The organism is Gemmatimonadota bacterium, assembly GCA_026705765.1.
Taxonomy (GTDB): Bacteria; Latescibacterota; UBA2968; order UBA2968; family UBA2968; genus VXRD01.
Window position 1 is genome coordinate 1 of sequence record JAPPAB010000029.1, and the last position, 20680, is coordinate 20680.

The window sequence follows — 20680 nt, forward strand, 5'->3', positions numbered from 1 at the left end:
AGTCGTGCCTTTGGATGAATTTGAACGCCGCTATATTCTCGGTGTGCTCGAAGCCACCAACTATCAGATAAAGGGAGCTATGGGAGCGGCGACACTGCTGGGATTACCACCTTCTACCCTGTATAACAAAATGAAAAGATTGGGTATCAAAAAATAAATTCGAATTTCACTGATGTAATATAGTTTTGGGACCGTAATAGGTCTTTCGGGACCGCAATAGGTCTTATATAAGAGCCAATCCGACTATTCTGCGACGATATGATATAGTCAGATTGGCTCTCTTTCTTTATGTAAAACAACTCGTTATGAGTATATCTGTCTGGACAACGCTCACATTGGCACGGTTTTTGCCTTAAATACTGTTCTGATGCCACCATCATCATAACCGAAACACGGACATAGGACTCAAAAAATGGGAGGGCAACCTTTAATTTCGGCTGATGACAGATGATCATCAGCTAACTCCCTTTGGATTGTCCTCCCTGACCAGGACAGATGAAAATGGTGTGATTGGTGTGGACTCGACCCGCAAGCATAAAATCAAGTTGCTTTCGTCTGCTTGTTGTTAAAGGATCGCGAGGAAATATTGAAAAGATTATTTATATCCATTCTTGCGTTACTGGTATGTGTGAAACCAGCCTCTGCTGATACGCCACCTTCTGCGGACTTTGACGGGAGTAGTGTTGTCGATATAGCCGACTTTTTGCTCTTTGTCGATTCGTTCGGGTCAAAGGAAGGCCAGGAGAAGTATGAAGCAAAATACGACCTGGATGGCAATGGTGAAATTGGTCTTCCCGATTTTTTGATCTTTGTCAGTAGCTTTGGACAAGAGGTGAACTGCTTGCCTGTCTTCACCAGTGCGTCAACTTTCTCTGTACTGGAGAATACAAAGATAGTCAGCACGATTATCGCCAAAGATGACGACAGACAGGACGACATCACCGGTTATGCGATTAGCGGTGGAACCAACCAGAACCTGTTTGAGATCATCAACCAGAATCAGTTGTTCTTTAAGACCGCCCCGGACTTCGAGCGGCCAGCGGCGGACGATAATACATATACCGTAGTGGTTCAGACTACAAGTGGCACAGGTAACCGCACGCAGACAGCCGAACAGGCGATTACCATCACCGTGATTGATGTGAAAGAAGCACCGGGAAGACCAGCAGCACCAACAATATCAGATCCAACGTTGAATACTCTGACGGTGAGTTGGATGGCACCGACCAACACCGGTCCAGACATCAGCGATTATGACGTACAATACCGACAAATCGGCCACAGTGACTTTATCTCCTATCCTCACACCGGCACAACGCAGACGACGACTATCACGGGCTTGAAATCGTACACTTATTACGACGTGCAGATACGGGCACGCAACGACGAAGGCACGGGCGCGTGGTCGGCCTCAACTACTGCCGTGCCCCGGCGCCTGCCACCAGCTACGCAGGCCCAAACCCCCTGGCACTTGACCAACGTGCATTTATACTCAGCAAATGAGCTGAAGGATATTCAGTCCTATTGCACGACGTTTACGATCCAGGGAAGTGTACCCGATAATGTCAATTTATACATATCCCTTTTGGGCCAGCAGATCAATCAGATACCCTGTTACGGAGGCATACAGACACACATTGATGGTTATACCGACAAAAACCAAACCAGAAATACCTACGAGCGAAGAGACAGAGGCGCTATTTTTTCTCGATGGGAAGAGCGGAATGTGGATGCGATTAGACAAGCACCCGGCGGCCTTGTCCGAAGCGCTGGTCATGAAGGAAATTTTATTAGTGTGCGAAACGACTTCGCTTGGTCGGAAGGAACCTATCGCCTGTGTCTGCGCAAATCCGATGTCGTAGAGGGAGCACCACTCCCCACCAACTATAAGGCTGAAGACATCGCATATAGCTGGGGACGTTACGAGCATACCTATGTGCGCATGGAAGCGACAGACCTGAGTACAAATGAAACGACTTTCATAGGTGCACTGGCATTTCCAGGAAAGACGCTTTCACTGCGCAATCGCGGCAGCATATTCGTTGAAATTTATGGTAGGCCCTTTCTCTTTTCAGTCAGAGAGACCCCTTTATTCAGCCTTTCTTTCTCTCATTTTCAGGTGGATGGGAATGACCTGAGCTATCATCGTATTGCGGAAATTACAAATCCATTCTCTAAACACGCCTCTACCCCGGTAATGGTGCAGACAAGTTACTTGAAAGATCAGCGCGTAATAAAAATTGAAGTGGGAAAATATACAGGAAAGACAGGTAGAATTGTCACAGAACTGCTGGACAATTAGGTTCTGGATAAACCGAATCCCACTGGATGGGGATAGCACCATTGAAATTGGCGATTTTCTGATCTTTGTCTGGACTTGACTCATTTTGGTGGATAACAGCATCAATCGCCCATCATCTAATGCAAATTGCCCTTTTTTCAATCTTATATCATAGTTATACCCCTCTACTCACTTCGAGTACAAACAAAAGCCCGTCGATCATTACCGATTGACGGGCTTTATTATTTTTATCGGGGCGAGAGGATTTGAACCTCCGGCCTCCTGCTCCCGAAGCAGGCGCTCTACCGGGCTGAGCCACGCCCCGTTTGCTATTTGTCTAAAAAAAATACCACAATTTCATTCTCAGGCAAGAAAAAGATTTACGCCGCCTGAAATGCCGCAACAGCCTCATCTACAGAATTGTGCAGATCAAAAATTTTAATCAACTGCGTCTGCACAAAAACGCTGATCACATGATCGTGAGCATTGGCGAGTTTCAAATCGCCGTTGGCCTTGCGCAAACGCTGCAAAAGCGCGGTCAAAACCCCAAATGCCATGCTGTTTAACCACCGCACCTGTCCCAAATCCAAAACCACTTTCATTCCATTATTCTCTTCGAGAAATTCAGTTACATAATCGGCCAACGCCGACATCTCGCGGTCTGTCACCTGACCATCGAGCTTTATAATGCGAATATTACCCTGCATAGTTTCTTCAAAAGCCATCCTGTTTTCCTTCCTATTTATGACCCAAATCGCCTTGCACCTCAAGCGCGGCTGCAAGAGATTCCACATGCGCTCTCAAATCTGCCACAAGGCGCTCAGCATCTGACCAATTTTCATCCTTTGCCAACGCTTCAATCTTCGCGGCAACCTCCCTCGCGTCATCCGCGTAAAACAATTCGGCATTTTCTTTTAATTCACGCGCCCCCTGGCGAAGCGTTTCTGTGTCGTCAAGAAGGCCTATCAAACCCCTCCTCGTTTCTAAAAACATCTCGGCTAACCGCACGAGAAGCGCCTCATCCCCACCAACATGTTGCAATGAAGCCTCCCAATCGAGCGTCTGTTGCCCGGCGGGACCCGTCGCTTCTATCGCATCGTAAAGGAGACGAGATCGAAGAGGTTTGGCGACAAATCCATCCATGCCGGCCGCTATACAAAGCTCGCGGTCGCCCTTCATCACATCGGCCGTCATCGCAACAATTCGAATATGCCCCCCCGAATCCTTTTCGCGCTTGCGAATTTCTCTGGTGGCTTCAAGCCCATCCATTTCGGGCATTTGTACATCCATTAACACCAGATCAAAGGCATCGTCATTATCAAGCGCTGCCAGAGTCTCCACACCATTATTTGCCACAACGACTGTGTGTCCGCGCTGGTTTAACATATCAATGGCAACGCGCTGGTTGACCAGACCGTCTTCGGCCAATAAAATGCGCAGAGATTTCCGCGCCTTCTCAGTTATAATATCGTCTGTCCCCAAAGCATCTGGCTCAGATTCCTCGAATATGTCAGCGATCAAATTAAAAAGATCGGATTGCTTGATGGGTTTGGACAGGTGCCCGGCCAGCATTTCGCTGGTAGAAGCCACCTCCGGGCGACCAGCAGAAGTCAACACCACCACGCGCGTGTATTTCAGCGTTGCGTCACCGGCAATCTGCCTTGCGAGCGCATAACCGTCCATAACGGGCATTTCCGCGTCGAGCAGAACCAGTGGATATGGACTACCCGCCTGTTGTGCGCGCAACAACTCTTCCAATGCTATCTGACCATTCTCAGCCAGAGCGGGTTTCAAACCATGGCAGGACAACATCTCTTCAAAAATCACCCGATTGGTATTGTTATCATCAACGACCAATACGGGCATCCCGTGCAATGTATCGGGCAAAATATCCCGGTATGACACACCGCTGGTCCGACGCGAAAAACTGGCTTCAAAAAAGAAAACACTGCCCTTGTCCGGCTCGCTTTTCACATCGAGTTTTCCACCCATCAGCTCGACCAATTGGGCAGAAATGGTCAAGCCAAGCCCCGTGCCGCCATATTGCCGCGTCGTGGAACTATCTGCCTGATCAAACGCGCTAAATATCTGCTGTTGTACCTGTACTGGAATACCAATACCCGTATCGCGCACCTCAAATCGCAGTTTTGCATCCGCCTCGCGCACCTCTATCAGGTCAACATCGATATCCACACCCCCTCGATCTGTAAACTTGATGGCATTGCCCACCAGATTGACGACGACCTGTCTCAGGCGAATGGGATCGCCTATCAAGTCGTCGGGGACCTCTGGCGCAATCCGATAGGTCAACTCAAGCGCCTTCTCACTCGCCCGAACAGCCAGTGTTTGCAACGTATCGCCAAGCGTATCTCTCAGCGCGAACGGAATGCTCTCCAATTCGAGCTTGCCAGCCTCCACCTTGGACAGATCGAGAATATCGTTGAGCAATACGAGCAACGTATCTGCCGAATTATAAGCGAGATCGGCGTATTCTTTTTGCCGCTCAGTCAACTCGGTATTACCCAGCAATTCGATCATCCCCATAATGCCGTTCATCGGCGTGCGAATCTCGTGGCTCATATTGGCCAAAAATTGGCTCTTGGCCTGATTGGCTGCTTCGGCTGCTATACGGGCATTTTCAAGCTCTTTGTTCTGCGCCTCGAGGCGCTCGAGGTCGTCTAAACGGGTAATACCCATCGAGACCTGTTCTGCAATACTCTCCAAAAACAAAACCTCAGCCTCTGAAAAAGCAGAAACCTCATCACTCATCAAAGCCATTGTGCCCCGCACATGGGGAATATCGAGAATACACCGCACCTCAACCCCGTATCGCGCAGCTATGGCCTTGAAACCCACCTGTGACAATCCCCCCATATTTTCTACGAGATTCTCGCGGTAAATCGTTCTCTGTTGTTGCCACATCCGATAAACATTCGGCACCTGGCGCACCATGCGATTGATCTCTCCCGAAGGCATCACCTCGTGCGTTTCAAAAGTACGCGTTTTGGGATCGAGCAACCGATGTACGGCAATAGCGACAACGGATACATCGAGAGCCAGCAACTGTTCTCTACACACGCGAACAACCACCTCGAGATGCTCTGGCCGCGTCATCTGCTGCACGGCGCGACTGACCTGTATGAGCGCATTCTGAAAAGCCACCTGATCGCCGAGTGCACCTTCTGCCCGCTTTTGTCGGGTAATATCGGCTACCGCCCCAATCATGCGAACCGGCACTTCCTCACCCGCATCAAAAAATACTTTGGCCTTGCTACTGACCCATCTCACCTCGCCATTGGCATGCACAATTCTATATTCAGTATCATAAGGAGCGCGTCCTTCAAGGGCTTGCCTGACCTCTCTCTGCGCACGATCGCGATCATCTGGATAAACACACGCCAACCACTCGGCCTCAGAGACCATTGCATCTCGTGGGGGAAAACCAAAAAGTTCGAAATACCGGTCTGTACACACAGCGTGATCGTTCTGTATATCCCAATCAAACAAACCAATCCCACCGGCATTGAGCGCGTGTGTTAGACGCTCTTCACTCCGCTGCAATGCGTCTAAAGCATCCCGAATCTGTTGAAAACCACCAGTAGAATCAATCGTATGTGTATCGCGTTTACCCATGGTAAAATTTTTATTCGACCTCTGTCCCCCGGGGCGTTACCTGTTCTACCGGATCCCCGCCCGGAATAGATTCAAAGAGAAAATGCATTTCTTTTAAACCGTAAATCACAATAACCAGAGCAATAACAATGGCAATAACAATAAACCCATTCCTCAAATTATTCCCTTCTTCAAAACGGCGGAGAATGCTACTGAACTTTTGTCTTTCTTCCTGTTCCTTGTGGATACGGTCCAAATCCTTAAGATCCATAAACACCTCCTGATACTATTCGGAATAGCGATTGTGGGAAACCATTTGCCATTAAGATTGCAAACACAAAAACAGAAGTCAACCAAAAATCTACTTCTTTCTATTAGTTTGATCTACCCACAACCTCAAACAATTGTGGTTGACATAAACTGCCAATCTGTTGTACCTATTATGTTGTGGTTTTCATCTGCGTTCATCTGCGGATACATTCCCGGAGTCAGATTCGATGGCCGATCTCCCAACATCTTGCGACGCGCTCATAATAGACCGCAACGCCATCCATCGCCACCTGCTCTACGCGCTCCTCGAGCAAAAGGGCTATCAGGTCGTGGCAGTTCCCGAACTGCCCGAGCAAGCCATGTCTTACCGTTTCGCGATGATGGACATAGATGAATGTGGAAATATTGAACAACAAATTGCGCGGGCAAAATCGGACATTCCCATTATTGGTCTCGTATCACACGAAAAACACGATCAACCCTGTCTCAACGCGGGTGCCACAGCAACGCTAATCCGCCCTGTTCGCGCAGACCAGCTCGTTGCCGTCCTGCAAAATCTGAACGTACCTGCCACTTCCCGAACACCTCCTGTTGACATCGATGGTATCATGACGCGGGTAGGTGGAAGAAAACAAATTTTTAAAAAAATGGTAGATGTCTTCCTGGAAGAATTACCCGACCATATCGCCGCATTGCACCGCGCAATTGACCAACAATCGCCCGAAGACCTGCGTCAGGCAGCCCATGCGCTGAAGGGTTCCGTGGCCAATTTCGACGCCAAAGCAGCATATGAAACAGCTTTCGTACTCGAACAAATGGGCAAATCGAACAACTTGAGCCAGGCCTCCAAAACCTGCAAAACGCTTGAACGCGAGTTATCCGCAGTTCAAAACGCACTCAAAGAACTCACATATTCCTTTTGAACCGAGCACCAGATATGTCCAAAATACTGATCGCTGAAGACGACGGCCCAACCAGAGTGCTGGTAGAAGCCATACTCGAAGACGCCGGATACACAACAGAAACGGTTACCGATGGAAAAAAGGCATTCGATCGAATCGCCAAAACCCCATTCGACTTGCTGCTTACAGATATATGGATGCCCGGACTCAACGGTCTGGAATTATTGTCAAAAGTAAAAACCCTGCCCTCACCCCCGCCAGTCATCGTCATGACCTCCGATGACACCTCGGACACCCTCCTCAAAGCAATCCGAGAACAGGCATATCACTACATCCCAAAACCCATAGACCCTCAGGAATTGACACGCATTGTCCAGGACGGCCTCAGTGCAAGTCGCCAGGAAACAATTATCGAAGTGACATCGGCAACCCCAAACTGGGTTGAACTTCTGGTGCCCTGCGATCAAAAATCAGCGGGACGAATGCGCAATTTCGTGATGCAATTAGAAGCCAACCTGCCCGAAGACCTCCGCGAAACCATCGCGATGTCATTCTACGAACTCCTCGCCAATGCCATTGAATGGGGCGGACAACTCGACCCGAGCAAAAAGGTTCGAATCGCATTTCTCCGCTTTGAACGCATGCTCATGTTCCGCATAGCAGATCCCGGATCGGGCTTTGACATGGATGAACTCGAACATGCGGCCCTCAACAACCCCGACGATCCCATCGCCCACATGAGCGTCAGAGAAAACCAGGGGTTGCGCCCGGGCGGCTTTGGCCTGCTAATGGTCAAAACCAGCGCAGATGAATTGATCTACAACGAAGCGCGCAACGAAGTGGTCTTTGTCAAATACCTCGACCTCCCAAAAGACACCAACAGATAACCGCAAAAAGACAAAGGGTTGTACACTCATTGTACAACCCTTTTGTCATTTATGCTGAAAAAACTCGTCACACAATCATCCCTCCCCTACAAGACCGCAATAATCGACTGCAGCCAACGCGTACACCTGCGCAGCCTTCTCCAATCGATCCACCTCCACCCACTCCACATCCGCGTGTGCCGTCTCATTTGAAGGACCGTAGTAAAAAGTCGGCACCTCTGTCCCGTGCACGTATAAATTGGCATCTCCCACAATCCGCATCCCCACCAGCTCTGCATCCTGGCCCGTCACCTGCGTATGCGCCCGGGCAACCGCCTGCACTGCCGCATCATCGGCACGGGTCTCAAAAGGCTCGCGCTCGTGCTCCATCTCAACCCGCAGGCGCAACGCTCCAGCCTCGGCAAATGGTCGCGCCAGATCTTCTAACTCCGCCAACACCTGTGGTGCAGTGCGCCCCGGGAGCCAGCGCCGGGTCCCGGTCAGCGTGCAACACAGAGGCGTGCGATTAAAATAATCGCCCCCGTTGACAATACCCAGATCAATCCGCTCTGCCCCGGCAAGAGCGTGTGCCAGTCCGTCGTCGAGTTCAAGCTGATACTGGTGGATCCGCTCAATAAGCGCGCCCACAAAACGGATCGGATTATCCGCAAAAGGCACGTACTGCGTATGCTTGCCCCCAGCGTCCGATTCGAGCGTGATGGTAAAAACCATCGACCCCATACTCATCACCCAAAGCGCGTCGCGGCCCTCGACAATCAAAATCCGATCTCCGCCAATCCGACCACTATTGAGATCGGCAATCAGCGCCAGTGGTCCGTCCTTTTGCGCCTCAACCTCCTCGTGTCCCACAATCGCCGTCAGCCACAAATCGCCCCGCAACGCCACACCACTCTCCAGAAGCGCCTTAACCGCCCCTAGAGCCGCAGCCATCCCCCCCTTCATATCGGTCGCCCCCCGTCCGTACACGCGGTTGCCCTCGCGACGAGCGGGTGGACAGTCCCCCACGGGAATCGTATCGAGATGACCATTGAGCATCAGGGAAGGACCATTCCCCTGCCCTGCGATGCGCGCGTAGAGATTATTCCGCCCCGGAGTAACCTCCCGCACATCCACATCCAACCCAACGCCGCGCATCATGTCGCAATACGCACGGCAGACTTCGGCTTCATCCATCGTAACACTGTATATATCGACCAATTCCAGAGTCCGCTCAGCCACCCACTCCCGGTCAATAGCCGCTATGAGATCTCGTGTCTGCATCACCTAATCATCCCGCCCAGGGAAAGTCAACTCGGCAACACCCGATTTATCCAGATCACCCTTGCCCTTCTCTTTCAAAAGCTCAAACTGGGCTTTTGTCGCCTCTGCCAATGGCAGATTGACACCCGCATCATAAGCGAGCGAAAGCGCAATCCCGGAATCTTTCGCCGCATGGTCGGCGGAAAAATAACATTCGTGATCGCGTATGACCATATCTTCCCCATCGGTCTCCAGCACGCGGGAATTTGCCCCCGTTTGTGAAAACACCTCCATGAGCATATTCAAATCCAGGCCGAGCGCGGCACCCAACCCCAGCCCCTCTGCCAGACCAGCGGTATTGATATTCATAACCATATTGACGAGCGCCTTGACCTGCGCGGCCTGCCCCGCTTCGCCGATATAGATCAAATTTGTACTCATAGACTCGAGAATCGGGCTCGCCTGGTCAAAAACAGTGCGCTTACCGCCACACATCAAATAAAGCGTACCCTCACGCGCCTGTGTAATACTACTCGCCATACACCCTTCCAGACTACTTGCCCCTGCCTGCTCTGCAAGACCCTCGACATCCACGTGAATCTGTGGCGTAATCGTCGCGCAATTAATAAAAACCTTGCCCTGAGCACCCTGCAACAGACTATCGCCAGACTCGGCATAAATAGTCCCCATTGCAGCGTCATCTGTCACAACCGTAATGATATAATCTGCAGCAGCCGTCATACCCGCGAGTTCTGTATGTGCCTCACAGCCCAACTCGCTGGCAAGATCCGATGCGACCTCAGCGCGAATATCGTACACCGCCTCGACCGAAAACCCCTCGTCATTGAGATGACGCGCAATATTCGCGCCCATTCGACCAACGCCAACCACGCCAATTGTATAATCTGAATTTGCCATATTTACCTCGATAGTTTAAGGATGAAAAAAATTCTCGTGACAATGTATTTTTCAAAACGCGCCTGTCAAGAACTAACTACCTGTGCCTGGCCAAACGCTCGAGAACGAGCACCAGTCCCAGACCCAAAAGCGCGAGTCCTATAGCCCCTACCACCTCGACCGACCACACCTCGGGCAACGCATTCACCTGAATGAGAGGCACCACCTCGCCGTGCCGATTGACCACCGTCTCCACCGTCTCTTTCCACGGCCAAATCTTCCTGAGCGACCCCAGCATCAATCCGGTCAACAGCGCAATCATCAAATCGTGATAATGCCGAAAAAACCAGTTCAAAATGCGCGAAAACGCCATCAGCCCAACCACGGCACCCGCACCAAACAGCGCGATTGTAAACAGATCTCGCGTATTGACCGCGTTGAGAAGATACGGATATTGCCCCAGCAAAACCAGCACAAAGGACCCCGAAATACCGGGCAAAATCATCGCGCAAATCGCAACCACAGCAGAACCAAAAATATACGGCGGACTATGCGGCATTTCAACCGGCACCAGCCCGACCAGAAAATACGCACCCAGTGTTGCTCCAACAGCGCCCAAAAACATCCTCAAATTCCACTGCGGAATGCGCAACCCCACCGTAAAAACAGACGCCAGCACCAGACCAAAGAAAAAGGACCACAGGAAAACAGGCTCATTATCCAGCAAATAAGTAATCGCGCGCGACAGTGAAAAAATCGCAACGAGAATCCCCGCGACAAGCGCGCACAAAAAAGGCCACCGCACATAATCGAGCAATTCCCTTATACGCAACTCCATCAGAAGTCGTGCAGATCGCGTATCAAAAGAACGGATCGAAAAAATCAGCTCTTCATAAATCCCCGTAATCAGCGCCATTGTGCCCCCCGACACACCGGGCACAACATCGGCAGCCCCCATGCACACACCCCTCAGCGCGATACCAGCATAGCTTCTCAAAGACCGCTTTGGTCTGTGCGCCATCTCTTCCATCTCCATATACTCTCCCGGTTCATCTGCCTTTTTTCTCCGGATCACACTTCAAAATATAGAACGAGAATCCACTACACACAACAGTTTGTCCTTGACAACACAAGGATTCCCTTTTTATTGTTCGCGGCGGGATAATGACGGATTTCACTTGCATCGATGTTTTGACAGGAGATCTTTATGTTGCGCACATCTATAACACTCGTCTTTTGCGCCCTACTAATCGGTTGTGGCGACGACACCAAATATCAGGCAGAGCTTCGCGGCACCTGGCTGTTGGAGTCCCGCAAACCCGCACAGGGTGAAATCATCCAGAGTCCACAAATCAGCGGCCTCATCGAATGGTTTCCAACCGCACCCACCCAGGCCAAGGTGCACCTCTCCCTAACGGACGACAGACAGAGCATTAGAGTCATCGACCGTTTATACGACCTACAGGGCACGTCATTTACGTATCAATCCAAACTCAGAATTGGCGATGTAACAACAGATAGCACAGATGCAGTTTACGACACAACCGCCCAAAATGGCACGGGACAAATCTCCTCTGACGATGCGCGCGTCACACTCACCCACGACAACGGGACGAAATTTGAATTCATCGGCACACAACTCACCGTGACATATTCAAACGGTATAGTCGATACGTGGACACTCAACAAAGATCAGAAAGGTATTTTGGCAAAATAAAAAGTCATTCTCAAAACGCGGTTCAGATCACCAGCACCTCCCCAATCATTCGCGTGCTGGTCGATGAACCATATTCAAAAGGAGTAAAAAATGGCAGGAACAATCCCCCTCATCAGTTCAGGTGTAGCAGGACCAGCAGGCGTACTCCATCTACCTCGCCTGTGGAGCAAAGTCCTGTTGGGCGCCACGGGCAACCTCGAAGAAGGCTATGACCAGTGTGGACTGGGCTACGACCAGATGGTTCTCGATGGCCTGGGCCTCGACCGCGATGCCACCGTCGCCTATCTCACCGAAAATCTGCCCTCCTATCCGGAATTCGAAGCATGGGTTATCGCACAAAGCGGCGGCAGCCTCGACAGCAACGCCGTTGCAGAACTCAACGCCGCAATCGAGGGTTATAACCACGCAGACGATGTCCGAGGGTCCATCCTCGGTGCAGCAGGCATTGACGACGACGGCACAATTCTCGACGCCGTCAACCTGAACAACCTCGATGACTGGACAGAGTTTCACGCCCAACTAACGGGATAGACACCCATCCATCTCGCACCAAAAATCCCAGAATGGAAAAAAACATTCTGGGATTTTCTCTATACCGCTTTCAGGAGATCTCCATGTTGCAAAATATTCGCATTATAATCGCAATAGCCCTTGCCGCAGGAATAATATGGAACTGTGGCGGTGAGCGCGTAACGCAGTCAGAAACAGGGACAGACGAACAAATTGGCCGTCCCCTGAGCAAATTAGCTGCACAACAAAATGCGTCACACGCTGTAATCATAGCTAATGTACAGCAGGATGACGCACCCGTAAGCGGTGCAAAAGTAGAATTTGCGCGTTCTATTGCGGGACAAAAACCGGATTATCAGTGGTCCGGTATGACCGATGAGAACGGTCAAGTGTGGATAGAGATCTCAGCGGGCAACGGTTATTATCAAGCGCGCGCCTCACAGGACGGGATTGAGATCGGATCCTGGACCAGCATTCCAATTAACGAAGGCCAAAAAGTACGGCTCAACTTGCCCATTGGAGGCAGGGCACAGATAGCAGTAGAAGGTCTTCCCGCAGAAATCACCATAGGCGTCGTCCTGCCTCTGACGGGTCAACTCGGTGCAGGTGGTCAGGTGCTTATAGCTGGCTTCGAACTCGCACGCGAAGAAATTAACCGTTCATCGCTACTCGGCGGATCAAAAATCAATTTTATTATGGAAGACAACCGCAGCACCCCAGAAGGCTCTGTTGAAGCTTATAACAAACTGATTCATCGCGATGGCGTATCCGCTATCATCGGTCCGTACACCTCAAGTTCAACCCAAGAGGCTTTTCCCATTGCCCAAGAAAATAAAGTCGTGGCGATTAGTCCAACCTCAGCCTCCCCAGGCCTCAGCGCAATGGGCACTTTCCTCTTCCGCACCAGTCTCACCGTTAACTGGCTCATACCCCGTGGTGTCACGGCCACGCATGAGCAACTCGGCTATCAAAAGGTGGCCACAATATTCCAGGCTGGCGATGTCTTTGCCCAAAATAGCGATGCACTAATCAAAGAAATACTCCTTCAAAACGGCGTCGAAATTTTGATAACAGAGACCTTCCAGGTTGGTCAAACCGACTTCTCGGAACAATTAACCCGAATAAAAGAATCGAATCCAGACGCCATCTTCCTCTCCGCGCTACCGATAACAGAGGCGAATGATATACTGATCCAGACTCGGCAAATCGGCATCCCCCCCGAAGTTCACTTCATCACACAAACCCTGACCCCAGGTGAAATAGAACGCGCAGGTGCTGCCGCTGAGGGCGCGATCAGTTTTACCGCATGGACCAGCACGGCCGACACCCCGAGAAATCGCGCCTTCGTCCAAAATTACACGATGATAGCTGGCGTTGAACCCAGCGCATTCACCGCACAATCCTATGCCACCGTCCATATCCTGGCGAACGCCATCGCCAATGCCCAATCAACAGATTCAAGGGCAATTCGGGACGCCCTGGCAAAAACCAGAGACCTGGACACGATCCTGGGCAAATTCTCTTTTGACGCCAATGGAGATGGGATTTACAACCCGGTTGTACTGATCGTCAGAAACGGCAAACTCGAAGTCTTCAGCGCGTCACCGCAAAAAAAAGAAATACCCATTGGCGTCGTCTTGCCTCTAACAGGCCATCTCTCTTCCCTTGGCCCGGTAGTAAATAACGGACTCCAACTCGCATTCGCAGAGATTAACCATTCACCGCTACTCGGCGATATGAGACTCAAACCCATAGTTGAAGACAATCAGAGCACCATAGAAGGCGCTATTGAAGCCTATAACAAACTGATTCATCGCGACGGCGTATCCGTCATCATCGGTCCATTGGCCTCAACGATAACCAGAGAAGCTTTTCCCATCGCCCAGCAAAATCAAATCGTAGCCATCAGCCCGACCTCCGCCGCCCGTGGCCTCAGCGAAATAGGCGATTTTGTATTTCGCACGATTATTACCGTAGATCGCTTCGTGCCCGTTGGTGTTAAGACCACACATGAGAAACTCGGCTATCAGAAAGTCGCCACCATATATCAAAACGATGATGTCTTCTCCCGGAGCAGCAACGAAGCGATCACAGAAGCACTCCGACAAAACAACGTCGAAGTAATAACCACAGAAACTTTCCAAACCGGTGACACCGACTTCTCGGAACAATTAACCCGAATAAAAGAATCGAATCCAGACGCCATCTTCCTCTCCGCTTTACCCGTGGAAAAGGAAGCCGTTCTGATCCAGACTCGACAAATCGGCATCCCCGCCGAAATTCACTTTATCACGACATCTTTAACCACAGGCAATGTACAACGCGCGGGTGCCGCCGCCGAAGGAGCGATCAGTATTACCGCCTGGAGCAGCATGTCTGACACACCGGGCAATCGCGCCTTTGTCGAAAATTACACAATGAAATACAACGCCGAACCAGACGAATTCGTCGCCCAAGCGTATGCCACTGCCTATATCCTGGCAAATGCCATCGCCGCTGCCCCATCAACTGATTCAGAGTCGATTCGAGATGCACTGGCGCATATCACAAACCTGGACACAATTTTGGGCAAATTCTCCTTTGACGCCAATGGAGACGCGATTTACAACCCAATTATCCTGATCGTCAAAAACGGCAAATTTGAGGTCTTCAATCCATAGGTAGTAACAATAAAATAGGCTGCGGGAAGGGAGGACCGGTCCCTGATTTTTCTGGAAGGATCCAGAAAAACAACCCGCAGCCGTTGAGCTTTTCCTGAATTTGTATTCACACGTTTCCAAAAATAACACAATTGCTACTACAATTTCAACAGCAAAAAATTACGCGTACGTCTGATTTATTACGCATATGTCCACTTTTTTGCATTATATGTCTAATTTCTTACGTGTATGTCCTCTTTTTTTCGGTAAGCACGAGGAGACAGGCCATATAATCTCTTAAAAGCTTCGTTTAAACGCGATGATGAACGAAAGCCAGAATGTGCTGCAATTTCAAAAATTGGCAATGGCGTTTCTTCAATCAAAGATTTTGCCTTTCCAGTTCTGACCTCCCTCAATGCTTCACGAAAGGTCTTGCCCAAATGTTTTTTGAACAATGCGTAACCATGCGACTTAGAAAATCGGAAATAGCGCATGGCATCTTCAAATTTTAGATCTGAATTGCTGTAATGATCCTCCAAAAATACTTCAAACCTGGTCTTCCACATATCTTGTGGAGACATATATCTTTTGACCTGTGTTAAAAAAACATCTCTCTCTATTGGTTTGTCAAATACACTTGCAGCGCCAGCCTTGATCAACTGTTCGCCCAATTCTGCAGATCGCAAACTCGTCATGATCAGCATAGCTGTCTGAATTTTCTCCTCTTTCACATGCTTCAATAGCGTTATACCATCTATACCCTCTACATGTAGCTCAACAACTGCAAGAGCAATCTCCTCTCGTCTTAAAATTTCAAGACCTTCTATCCCATATCCTGCCAGGCATAATTCATAGGGTTCATCCCACAAGAATCCTGCAAGCTCTGAGATTACAAGCAGGTCGTGATCTACAATCAAAATTTTCTGATTGTCCATAGTGCCTCCTGAAGAATTTGAGACCTATCCCTTCGCGCTGTTCCAGATGGGCTATGCGCCGCAAAAAGAAAAGGGGTTATGCAATAAATCATAACCCCTGTCTTATTATGGTCGGAGCGACTGGATTTGAACCAGCGACCCCCATCACCCCAAGATGGTGCGCTACCGAGCTGCGCTACGCTCCGATAACTCATTCGTGAATAAATTTACCCATTTTGCCAGAGACCGTCAATATTAAAGCCTCTATTTGTTATCTACCAGAACTCAGAAAACTCTCAGACTGCAGATCCACATCAAAAATGCGAATAAATTGATGGGGCTTTTTCGTCTCCCCAATCAACTCGGGTATGCCATCGCCATCGAGATCAGCGTAGCCAATCTTATCACCAAAGCCATTGCGGTATTCCCATTCAACGCGTTGATAAGTCGCGCCAATAACAAATCCCGTATTGAGTGCAATCTCAAGCTCGCCGTCATCATCGAGATCGCCAACAGCCATACTCTGTGCCCACAGCCCTTGCTCGCTGCGCCATTCTAAAAACAGATTTTTACAATCGAACACAAACAAGCGCCCAACCTGTGCAGCGCGATCCCGATCGGAATCATCGCGCGATCCGCCCGGCGGCCGATAGCTCCGACTCTCTGCAGCATCTTCGCCGCAAAACACCAACTCGAGTTGCGGATCGTCATCAATATTTTCAATCACCATAGCCGAAACCGATGCAAACTCATCGTCCGTGCTTCGCCATATCTCGTGAAAATCGCTGGCCCGATAAAACGCAATATCTCCAGCATGGGTATATGCAACGATCTCAAGCTCGTCATCGACATCGATATCCAGAACAAAAACCTCTGCAATCTCCGCTCTCAGTGGAGGACTTCTCCACACCTCTCGGAAGCGCCCCCCCTGCATTTCCAGCACATAAATTGCCCCATGACGGTCGCCATACACAATGCGCGGTGCATCATCACCTGTACCCACAATTGCTTTTACAGCTCGCATTTCGGGCACAAACCCACCAAAAGAGATCGCGTCATTCTCTTTCCAATGAAACCACGCCAGATCGGTCGCTGAAATCGTAGCTGTAAGGGCAAAGAGCCAGAGCAGAATCCTTATAATCATAGTGAACTCCTCAGAATATACTAATATGGAGATAGCGTTTGGGATTCCGCTTGATATCTTCAATAAGACTATCCACAGACGTCAGAGTGCGATCCAGATGCTCGTACACCGCTTCGTCCTTAACCAAACGCCCAACCGTACCGCGTCCGTCTCGTATCCCTTTGGAAATATCATCGAGATTGGCAAATGTATTCTGCATAGCAACCGAAGTCGATTCCATCTGTGCCGAAATCCGCGCAAGGCGTTCCATCGTCACAGCTATATTGGTCGCTGCAATACTCAAATTTTCGCGATTATCCCGCATCAAACCACTCGCATCGCCCGTCGCCACCGCCAAACTGTCGAGCATCTTATCGACCTTACCCAGATTATCGTCATTCAATAATCGGTTGAGATAGTACGTGGTCGTATCAATACGCGAAAGAACGCTTTCCAGATGCGCGAGATTGTTATCACTGGCGACGCCATCTACTGCATTGCGAATTTTTTCGATCATAAGCCTGCTTTCAGACACCATCGCATCGAGATCAGAAGCAGAAATACCCTGCACAACAGCACCATCGGGAAGACGCTGTTCCGACTCCCCCAACTGAATCTCGATCATCTGTCCACCCAGCAAACCGTCGGATTTGAGTAAAAAACGCGAATCCACGGGCAAATCTCTCACTGAGGCAAACCCGAGCGCAACAAAAGGCAGCCCATCCTCAAGGGTAATAGACAGAACCTTTCCCACCCGCACCCCGCGAAACGTCACGGGATTGCCCACTTGAAGCCCCGGCACACTGTCGAACTTAGCATGGATTCGATATCCACCAGCCGCACCTGCATAACGCTCAGAGAGCCACACCGTGCCAACCACCAGAATAACGACTGCAAAAAATACAACTGCGCCCAGGATAATTTCTTGCCGACGATCTCTCATAAGCTACCCCAACCTGCCTTGAACAAACAATTCAAAAACCTCATTGCCAGATGCCTCGACATCTTCCATTGCACCCTGAACCACTGCTTTGCCGTCATAGAGCAGGGCAACCCGGTCTGAAACGCGCCGGGCAAGAGGCATATCGTGGGTGACGACCACCGATGTCACATTGAGTTCCGATTGCAATTTAAGTATATAATCCCCCACAACACTGGATGTATTTGGATCCAGACCCGTTGTGGGTTCATCGTAAAGAATAAAATCGGGTTCCATCGCAATGGCCCGCGCAAGTGCCGCGCGTTTCCTCATTCCCCCCGACAACTCAACCGGCATCTTGGCCTCTGTACCCGCCAATCGCACAGCATCGAGGCAGACATGCACGCGCTCTGCAATTTCTTCTTCGGACATCCTGGTGTGCATACGCAACCCAAAAGCCACATTTTCCTTCACCGTCATAGAATCAAAAAGTGCCGAAGACTGAAATAAAACTCCGATGCGCTTGCGCAACGCGATCAACTCGCCATGGCGAATCCGCTCCATGTCATAACCGGCAACCACGACCTTTCCCTCATCAGCCCGCTCAATCCCAACTACATGCTTTAAGGTCACACTTTTGCCGCATCCACTCGGTCCCAAAATCGTCGTAATCTCAGACCAGGGAACCCGCAGGTCAAGCCCTTTCAGCACGGGTTGGGCTTCAAAAGACTTAAAGACCTCGACAAACTCAATAGCCGTTTTATTCGCCATAGTTCAATACAACAACGCGTGTGTTAAAAAATAATCGAGAATGAGAACGAGCGCAGAAGATATCACAACTGCAGCCGTAGCAGCCCGTCCAACGCCCTGCGCGCCGCCCGCGGTGCAAAGCCCCATGTAAGATCCCATAAACGTCAACAACCCACCATAAACAACGGATTTGACCAATCCGACAAAAACATCATACACCTCAAAATAGAGCTTCATACCTTTGACCAATTCTGTAGGCGTAATAGCCATCTTGATCATCGACATACCAAACCCGCAGATATTCGCAACCAAGAAAGAATAAATCACGAGAACTGGAACCATAATCGCGCCAGCGAGCATTCGGGGCAACATGAGATACCCCACTGGATCGACAGCCATTGACGTGAGCGCATCCACTTGCTCTGAGACTTTCATAGTGCCGAGTTCAGACGCAATACCCGCACCCACCCTGCCCGCGAGCACGAGACCCAACAAAATAGGTGACAGCACGAGTATCACAGACCGGACCATAAGTGCACCTACCATATAGTCGGGCACGTACTCTTCCATCTGATAAGCCGTCTGAATAGCGATCGCCATCCCGCTAAAAGCCGAAATCAGGCAGACCAGGGGTAAAGAACTAACACCAACAGCATAACACTGTCCGATAATCTGATGTCGATAGAGGTAGAGATGCCGCATTTCCGTCACGCACTGGACGCCATAGCAGAACATCTGGAAAACCTGAATAAAAAATGCGGCGAGTTGCCCACCGAGGAATGCAAATAATCGGCCCATAGCGAGGGAAAGCTCAATAGTGAGGCGAGTTAAAAGTATCCAGAAAGCGTGTAGAATCTACACTCCATTTTTGAATAAATCAACTCTTTTGGTGAAAACCCGCACAGTAAAGGCGGCCCTGGCAAAACCAGAACCGCCTTTACTATTCCGAAAAAAAGAGGGTATCACACCAGATCTTCCACTTTTCCTCTCCGAAAATATCGCTGCAATTTGGCAAGCGCGCGGTTGCGAATCTGGCGCACGCGCTCTCGGGTAACACCCAGAGAACAGCCAATATCACTCAGCGTCCGGCGCTCACCTCCGTCGAGCCCAAAATAAGCGCGAATAACCTCTCGCTCCCGGGGATCCAGAGAATCATTGAGAGACCGCAATATAAACTCGGACTGATCCCGGTACATCACGAGTTGATCTGGGCCCTCTTCATCGGACTCGAGTATATTCTGGAGCGGCTGTTCGCCCGCCGTATCTACGGGCATAGAAAGAGACAGATCTGGGCGCACACAGCGCAACGCCCGCTCTGCGCGCTTGTTACTGATTTTCATATCGCTGGCAACCTCGTCCAGCGTGGGCACGCGCCCCAGTTCCTGAGTCATCTGCCCCCAGCGACGCGCCAGCCGGTCCATATCCTCCTGGCGATTTGCAGGCATAACCACATTAGACGTGCGCTTGAGCGCATTGAGGATGCACTGCCGAATCCACCACACAGCATAGCTGATAAACTTAAACCCGCGTTCTTCGTCAAATCGCTTGAGGGCTTCCATCAACCCCATATTGCCCTCGGCAATCAAATCGGCAAGGGGCACGCCCCGCCCCTGATATTCCAGAGCAACACTGACGACAAAACGCAAATTTGACGTAATAACCTTGTCAATCGCCGCTTGATTTCCCTGTTTGGCCTTGCGAAGGACTTTTTGTTCCTCCTCCCGGCTCAATGGGGGGTACTTACGCAGTTCCCTGAGATAGCTCTGAACAGATGCTTCGCGCGCGTACTGCGTTTCTTGTTGCGTGTATTCCATTGTATCTCCTACCACTTGTTCCTCTTTACTCGACTCGACTCGGGACTCTGGTGCAACAGCTAGCGTCTCCACTTTTGATGTCACCCCCTCCCAAAAATGCGTTGTCTAATGGATTGTTATATGCCTTTCTTAAACGCATATAACATTTACAAAGTTTCACAATCTCGAATATATTTCTCGCCCCACCCCCTGTTACATCTTAGATA

General features: G+C 50.1%; 19 protein-coding genes and 2 tRNA genes. 7 read left to right on the plus strand and 14 right to left on the minus strand.

Going from position 1 to position 20680, the window contains the following annotated elements; genetic code table 11:
* Positions 1–4: 4 nt before the first annotated feature.
* Positions 5–157 (plus strand): hypothetical protein, encoded by a 153-nt coding sequence (locus OXH16_03690; protein ID MCY3680473.1) that lies wholly within the window; start codon positions 5–7, stop codon positions 155–157.
* A gap of 429 nt (positions 158–586) precedes the next feature.
* On the plus strand, positions 587–2302 hold the full coding sequence (locus tag OXH16_03695) for a fibronectin type III domain-containing protein (GenBank protein ID MCY3680474.1): 1716 nt from the start codon (positions 587–589) through the stop codon (positions 2300–2302).
* Positions 2303–2532: 230 nt separating this feature from the next.
* Here the strand turns inward: OXH16_03695 and OXH16_03700 are convergent.
* The 4 genes from OXH16_03700 to OXH16_03715 form a co-directional block, all read right to left on the minus strand.
* A tRNA-Pro gene (locus tag OXH16_03700) sits at positions 2533–2606 on the minus strand.
* A gap of 55 nt (positions 2607–2661) precedes the next feature.
* The gene (locus tag OXH16_03705) at positions 2662–3006 is read right to left on the minus strand and encodes an STAS domain-containing protein (protein MCY3680475.1); all 345 of its coding nucleotides are present in this window, start codon (positions 3004–3006) and stop codon (positions 2662–2664) included.
* A gap of 13 nt (positions 3007–3019) precedes the next feature.
* Positions 3020–5914 carry a response regulator gene (locus OXH16_03710; GenBank protein MCY3680476.1) on the minus strand — a complete coding sequence of 965 codons (2895 nt, stop codon included), beginning with the start codon at positions 5912–5914 and terminating at the stop codon, positions 3020–3022.
* Between the two features lie 10 nt (positions 5915–5924).
* Complete coding sequence (locus tag OXH16_03715) at positions 5925–6164, minus strand: hypothetical protein (GenBank protein ID MCY3680477.1); 240 nt, start codon at positions 6162–6164, stop codon at positions 5925–5927.
* Positions 6165–6390: 226 nt separating this feature from the next.
* On the opposite strand from OXH16_03715, the gene OXH16_03720 reads away from it, so the two are divergent.
* Both OXH16_03720 and OXH16_03725 read left to right on the plus strand, forming a co-directional pair.
* Positions 6391–7086, plus strand: coding sequence for a response regulator (locus OXH16_03720; GenBank protein MCY3680478.1), 696 nt, complete (start codon positions 6391–6393; stop codon positions 7084–7086).
* 14 nt (positions 7087–7100) lie between these two features.
* Positions 7101–7952, plus strand: coding sequence for a response regulator (locus tag OXH16_03725; GenBank protein ID MCY3680479.1), 852 nt, complete (start codon positions 7101–7103; stop codon positions 7950–7952).
* A 75-nt stretch (positions 7953–8027) separates the two neighbouring features.
* Here OXH16_03725 and OXH16_03730 read toward each other — a convergent pair whose 3' ends face one another.
* From OXH16_03730 to OXH16_03740, 3 genes are all read right to left on the minus strand, one after another.
* Positions 8028–9212 (minus strand): M20/M25/M40 family metallo-hydrolase, encoded by a 1185-nt coding sequence (locus tag OXH16_03730; protein ID MCY3680480.1) that lies wholly within the window; start codon positions 9210–9212, stop codon positions 8028–8030.
* 3 nt (positions 9213–9215) lie between these two features.
* The gene (locus tag OXH16_03735) at positions 9216–10109 is read right to left on the minus strand and encodes an NAD(P)-dependent oxidoreductase (GenBank protein MCY3680481.1); all 894 of its coding nucleotides are present in this window, start codon (positions 10107–10109) and stop codon (positions 9216–9218) included.
* 76 nt (positions 10110–10185) lie between these two features.
* Positions 10186–11124 (minus strand): DUF368 domain-containing protein, encoded by a 939-nt coding sequence (locus OXH16_03740; GenBank protein MCY3680482.1) that lies wholly within the window; start codon positions 11122–11124, stop codon positions 10186–10188.
* 171 nt (positions 11125–11295) lie between these two features.
* On the opposite strand from OXH16_03740, the gene OXH16_03745 reads away from it, so the two are divergent.
* The 3 genes from OXH16_03745 to OXH16_03755 all read left to right on the plus strand — a co-directional run bounded on the left by OXH16_03745 (position 11296) and on the right by OXH16_03755 (position 14975).
* Complete coding sequence (locus tag OXH16_03745) at positions 11296–11805, plus strand: hypothetical protein (GenBank protein MCY3680483.1); 510 nt, start codon at positions 11296–11298, stop codon at positions 11803–11805.
* Between the two features lie 90 nt (positions 11806–11895).
* Positions 11896–12336, plus strand: a complete 441-nt coding sequence (locus tag OXH16_03750; protein MCY3680484.1) for a DUF5069 domain-containing protein — start codon at positions 11896–11898, stop codon at positions 12334–12336.
* Between the two features lie 83 nt (positions 12337–12419).
* Entirely contained in the window at positions 12420–14975 is a 2556-nt protein-coding gene (locus tag OXH16_03755) for an ABC transporter substrate-binding protein (protein ID MCY3680485.1), read from the plus strand.
* Positions 14976–15187: 212 nt separating this feature from the next.
* Here OXH16_03755 and OXH16_03760 read toward each other — a convergent pair whose 3' ends face one another.
* The 7 genes from OXH16_03760 to OXH16_03790 all read right to left on the minus strand — a co-directional run bounded on the left by OXH16_03760 (position 15188) and on the right by OXH16_03790 (position 20474).
* Positions 15188–15889 (minus strand): helix-turn-helix domain-containing protein, encoded by a 702-nt coding sequence (locus tag OXH16_03760; protein MCY3680486.1) that lies wholly within the window; start codon positions 15887–15889, stop codon positions 15188–15190.
* A 108-nt stretch (positions 15890–15997) separates the two neighbouring features.
* Positions 15998–16074 (minus strand) — tRNA-Pro (locus OXH16_03765).
* Positions 16075–16139: 65 nt separating this feature from the next.
* Entirely contained in the window at positions 16140–17012 is an 873-nt protein-coding gene (locus OXH16_03770; GenBank protein ID MCY3680487.1) for a hypothetical protein, read from the minus strand.
* A 10-nt stretch (positions 17013–17022) separates the two neighbouring features.
* Positions 17023–17934, minus strand: coding sequence for an MlaD family protein (locus OXH16_03775; GenBank protein MCY3680488.1), 912 nt, complete (start codon positions 17932–17934; stop codon positions 17023–17025).
* A gap of 3 nt (positions 17935–17937) precedes the next feature.
* Positions 17938–18681: an ATP-binding cassette domain-containing protein gene (locus OXH16_03780; protein MCY3680489.1), complete on the minus strand. Its 744-nt coding sequence runs from the start codon at positions 18679–18681 to the stop codon at positions 17938–17940.
* A gap of 3 nt (positions 18682–18684) precedes the next feature.
* Positions 18685–19458, minus strand: coding sequence for an ABC transporter permease (locus OXH16_03785; GenBank protein ID MCY3680490.1), 774 nt, complete (start codon positions 19456–19458; stop codon positions 18685–18687).
* Positions 19459–19622: 164 nt separating this feature from the next.
* A complete protein-coding gene (locus tag OXH16_03790; GenBank protein ID MCY3680491.1) occupies positions 19623–20474 on the minus strand; it encodes an RNA polymerase sigma factor RpoD/SigA in 852 nt (283 codons plus the stop codon).
* Positions 20475–20680 lie beyond the last annotated feature (206 nt).

Excerpts from the sequence above, each read along its gene's own strand:
- OXH16_03705 (MCY3680475.1), bottom strand. The coding sequence starts at position 3,006 with ATGGCTTTTGAAGAAACTATGCAGGGTAATATTCGCATTATAAAGCTC.
- OXH16_03710 (MCY3680476.1), bottom strand. The coding sequence starts at position 5,914 with ATGGGTAAACGCGATACACATACGATTGATTCTACTGGTGGTTTTCAA.
- OXH16_03715 (MCY3680477.1), bottom strand. The coding sequence starts at position 6,164 with ATGGATCTTAAGGATTTGGACCGTATCCACAAGGAACAGGAAGAAAGA.
- OXH16_03720 (MCY3680478.1), top strand. The coding sequence starts at position 6,391 with ATGGCCGATCTCCCAACATCTTGCGACGCGCTCATAATAGACCGCAAC.
- OXH16_03725 (MCY3680479.1), top strand. The coding sequence starts at position 7,101 with ATGTCCAAAATACTGATCGCTGAAGACGACGGCCCAACCAGAGTGCTG.
- OXH16_03730 (MCY3680480.1), bottom strand. The coding sequence starts at position 9,212 with ATGCAGACACGAGATCTCATAGCGGCTATTGACCGGGAGTGGGTGGCT.
- OXH16_03735 (MCY3680481.1), bottom strand. The coding sequence starts at position 10,109 with ATGGCAAATTCAGATTATACAATTGGCGTGGTTGGCGTTGGTCGAATG.
- OXH16_03740 (MCY3680482.1), bottom strand. The coding sequence starts at position 11,124 with ATGGAGATGGAAGAGATGGCGCACAGACCAAAGCGGTCTTTGAGAAGC.
- OXH16_03745 (MCY3680483.1), top strand. The coding sequence starts at position 11,296 with ATGTTGCGCACATCTATAACACTCGTCTTTTGCGCCCTACTAATCGGT.
- OXH16_03750 (MCY3680484.1), top strand. The coding sequence starts at position 11,896 with ATGGCAGGAACAATCCCCCTCATCAGTTCAGGTGTAGCAGGACCAGCA.
- OXH16_03755 (MCY3680485.1), top strand. The coding sequence starts at position 12,420 with ATGTTGCAAAATATTCGCATTATAATCGCAATAGCCCTTGCCGCAGGA.
- OXH16_03760 (MCY3680486.1), bottom strand. The coding sequence starts at position 15,889 with ATGGACAATCAGAAAATTTTGATTGTAGATCACGACCTGCTTGTAATC.
- OXH16_03770 (MCY3680487.1), bottom strand. The coding sequence starts at position 17,012 with ATGATTATAAGGATTCTGCTCTGGCTCTTTGCCCTTACAGCTACGATT.
- OXH16_03775 (MCY3680488.1), bottom strand. The coding sequence starts at position 17,934 with ATGAGAGATCGTCGGCAAGAAATTATCCTGGGCGCAGTTGTATTTTTT.
- OXH16_03780 (MCY3680489.1), bottom strand. The coding sequence starts at position 18,681 with ATGGCGAATAAAACGGCTATTGAGTTTGTCGAGGTCTTTAAGTCTTTT.
- OXH16_03785 (MCY3680490.1), bottom strand. The coding sequence starts at position 19,458 with ATGGGCCGATTATTTGCATTCCTCGGTGGGCAACTCGCCGCATTTTTT.
- OXH16_03790 (MCY3680491.1), bottom strand. The coding sequence starts at position 20,474 with ATGGAATACACGCAACAAGAAACGCAGTACGCGCGCGAAGCATCTGTT.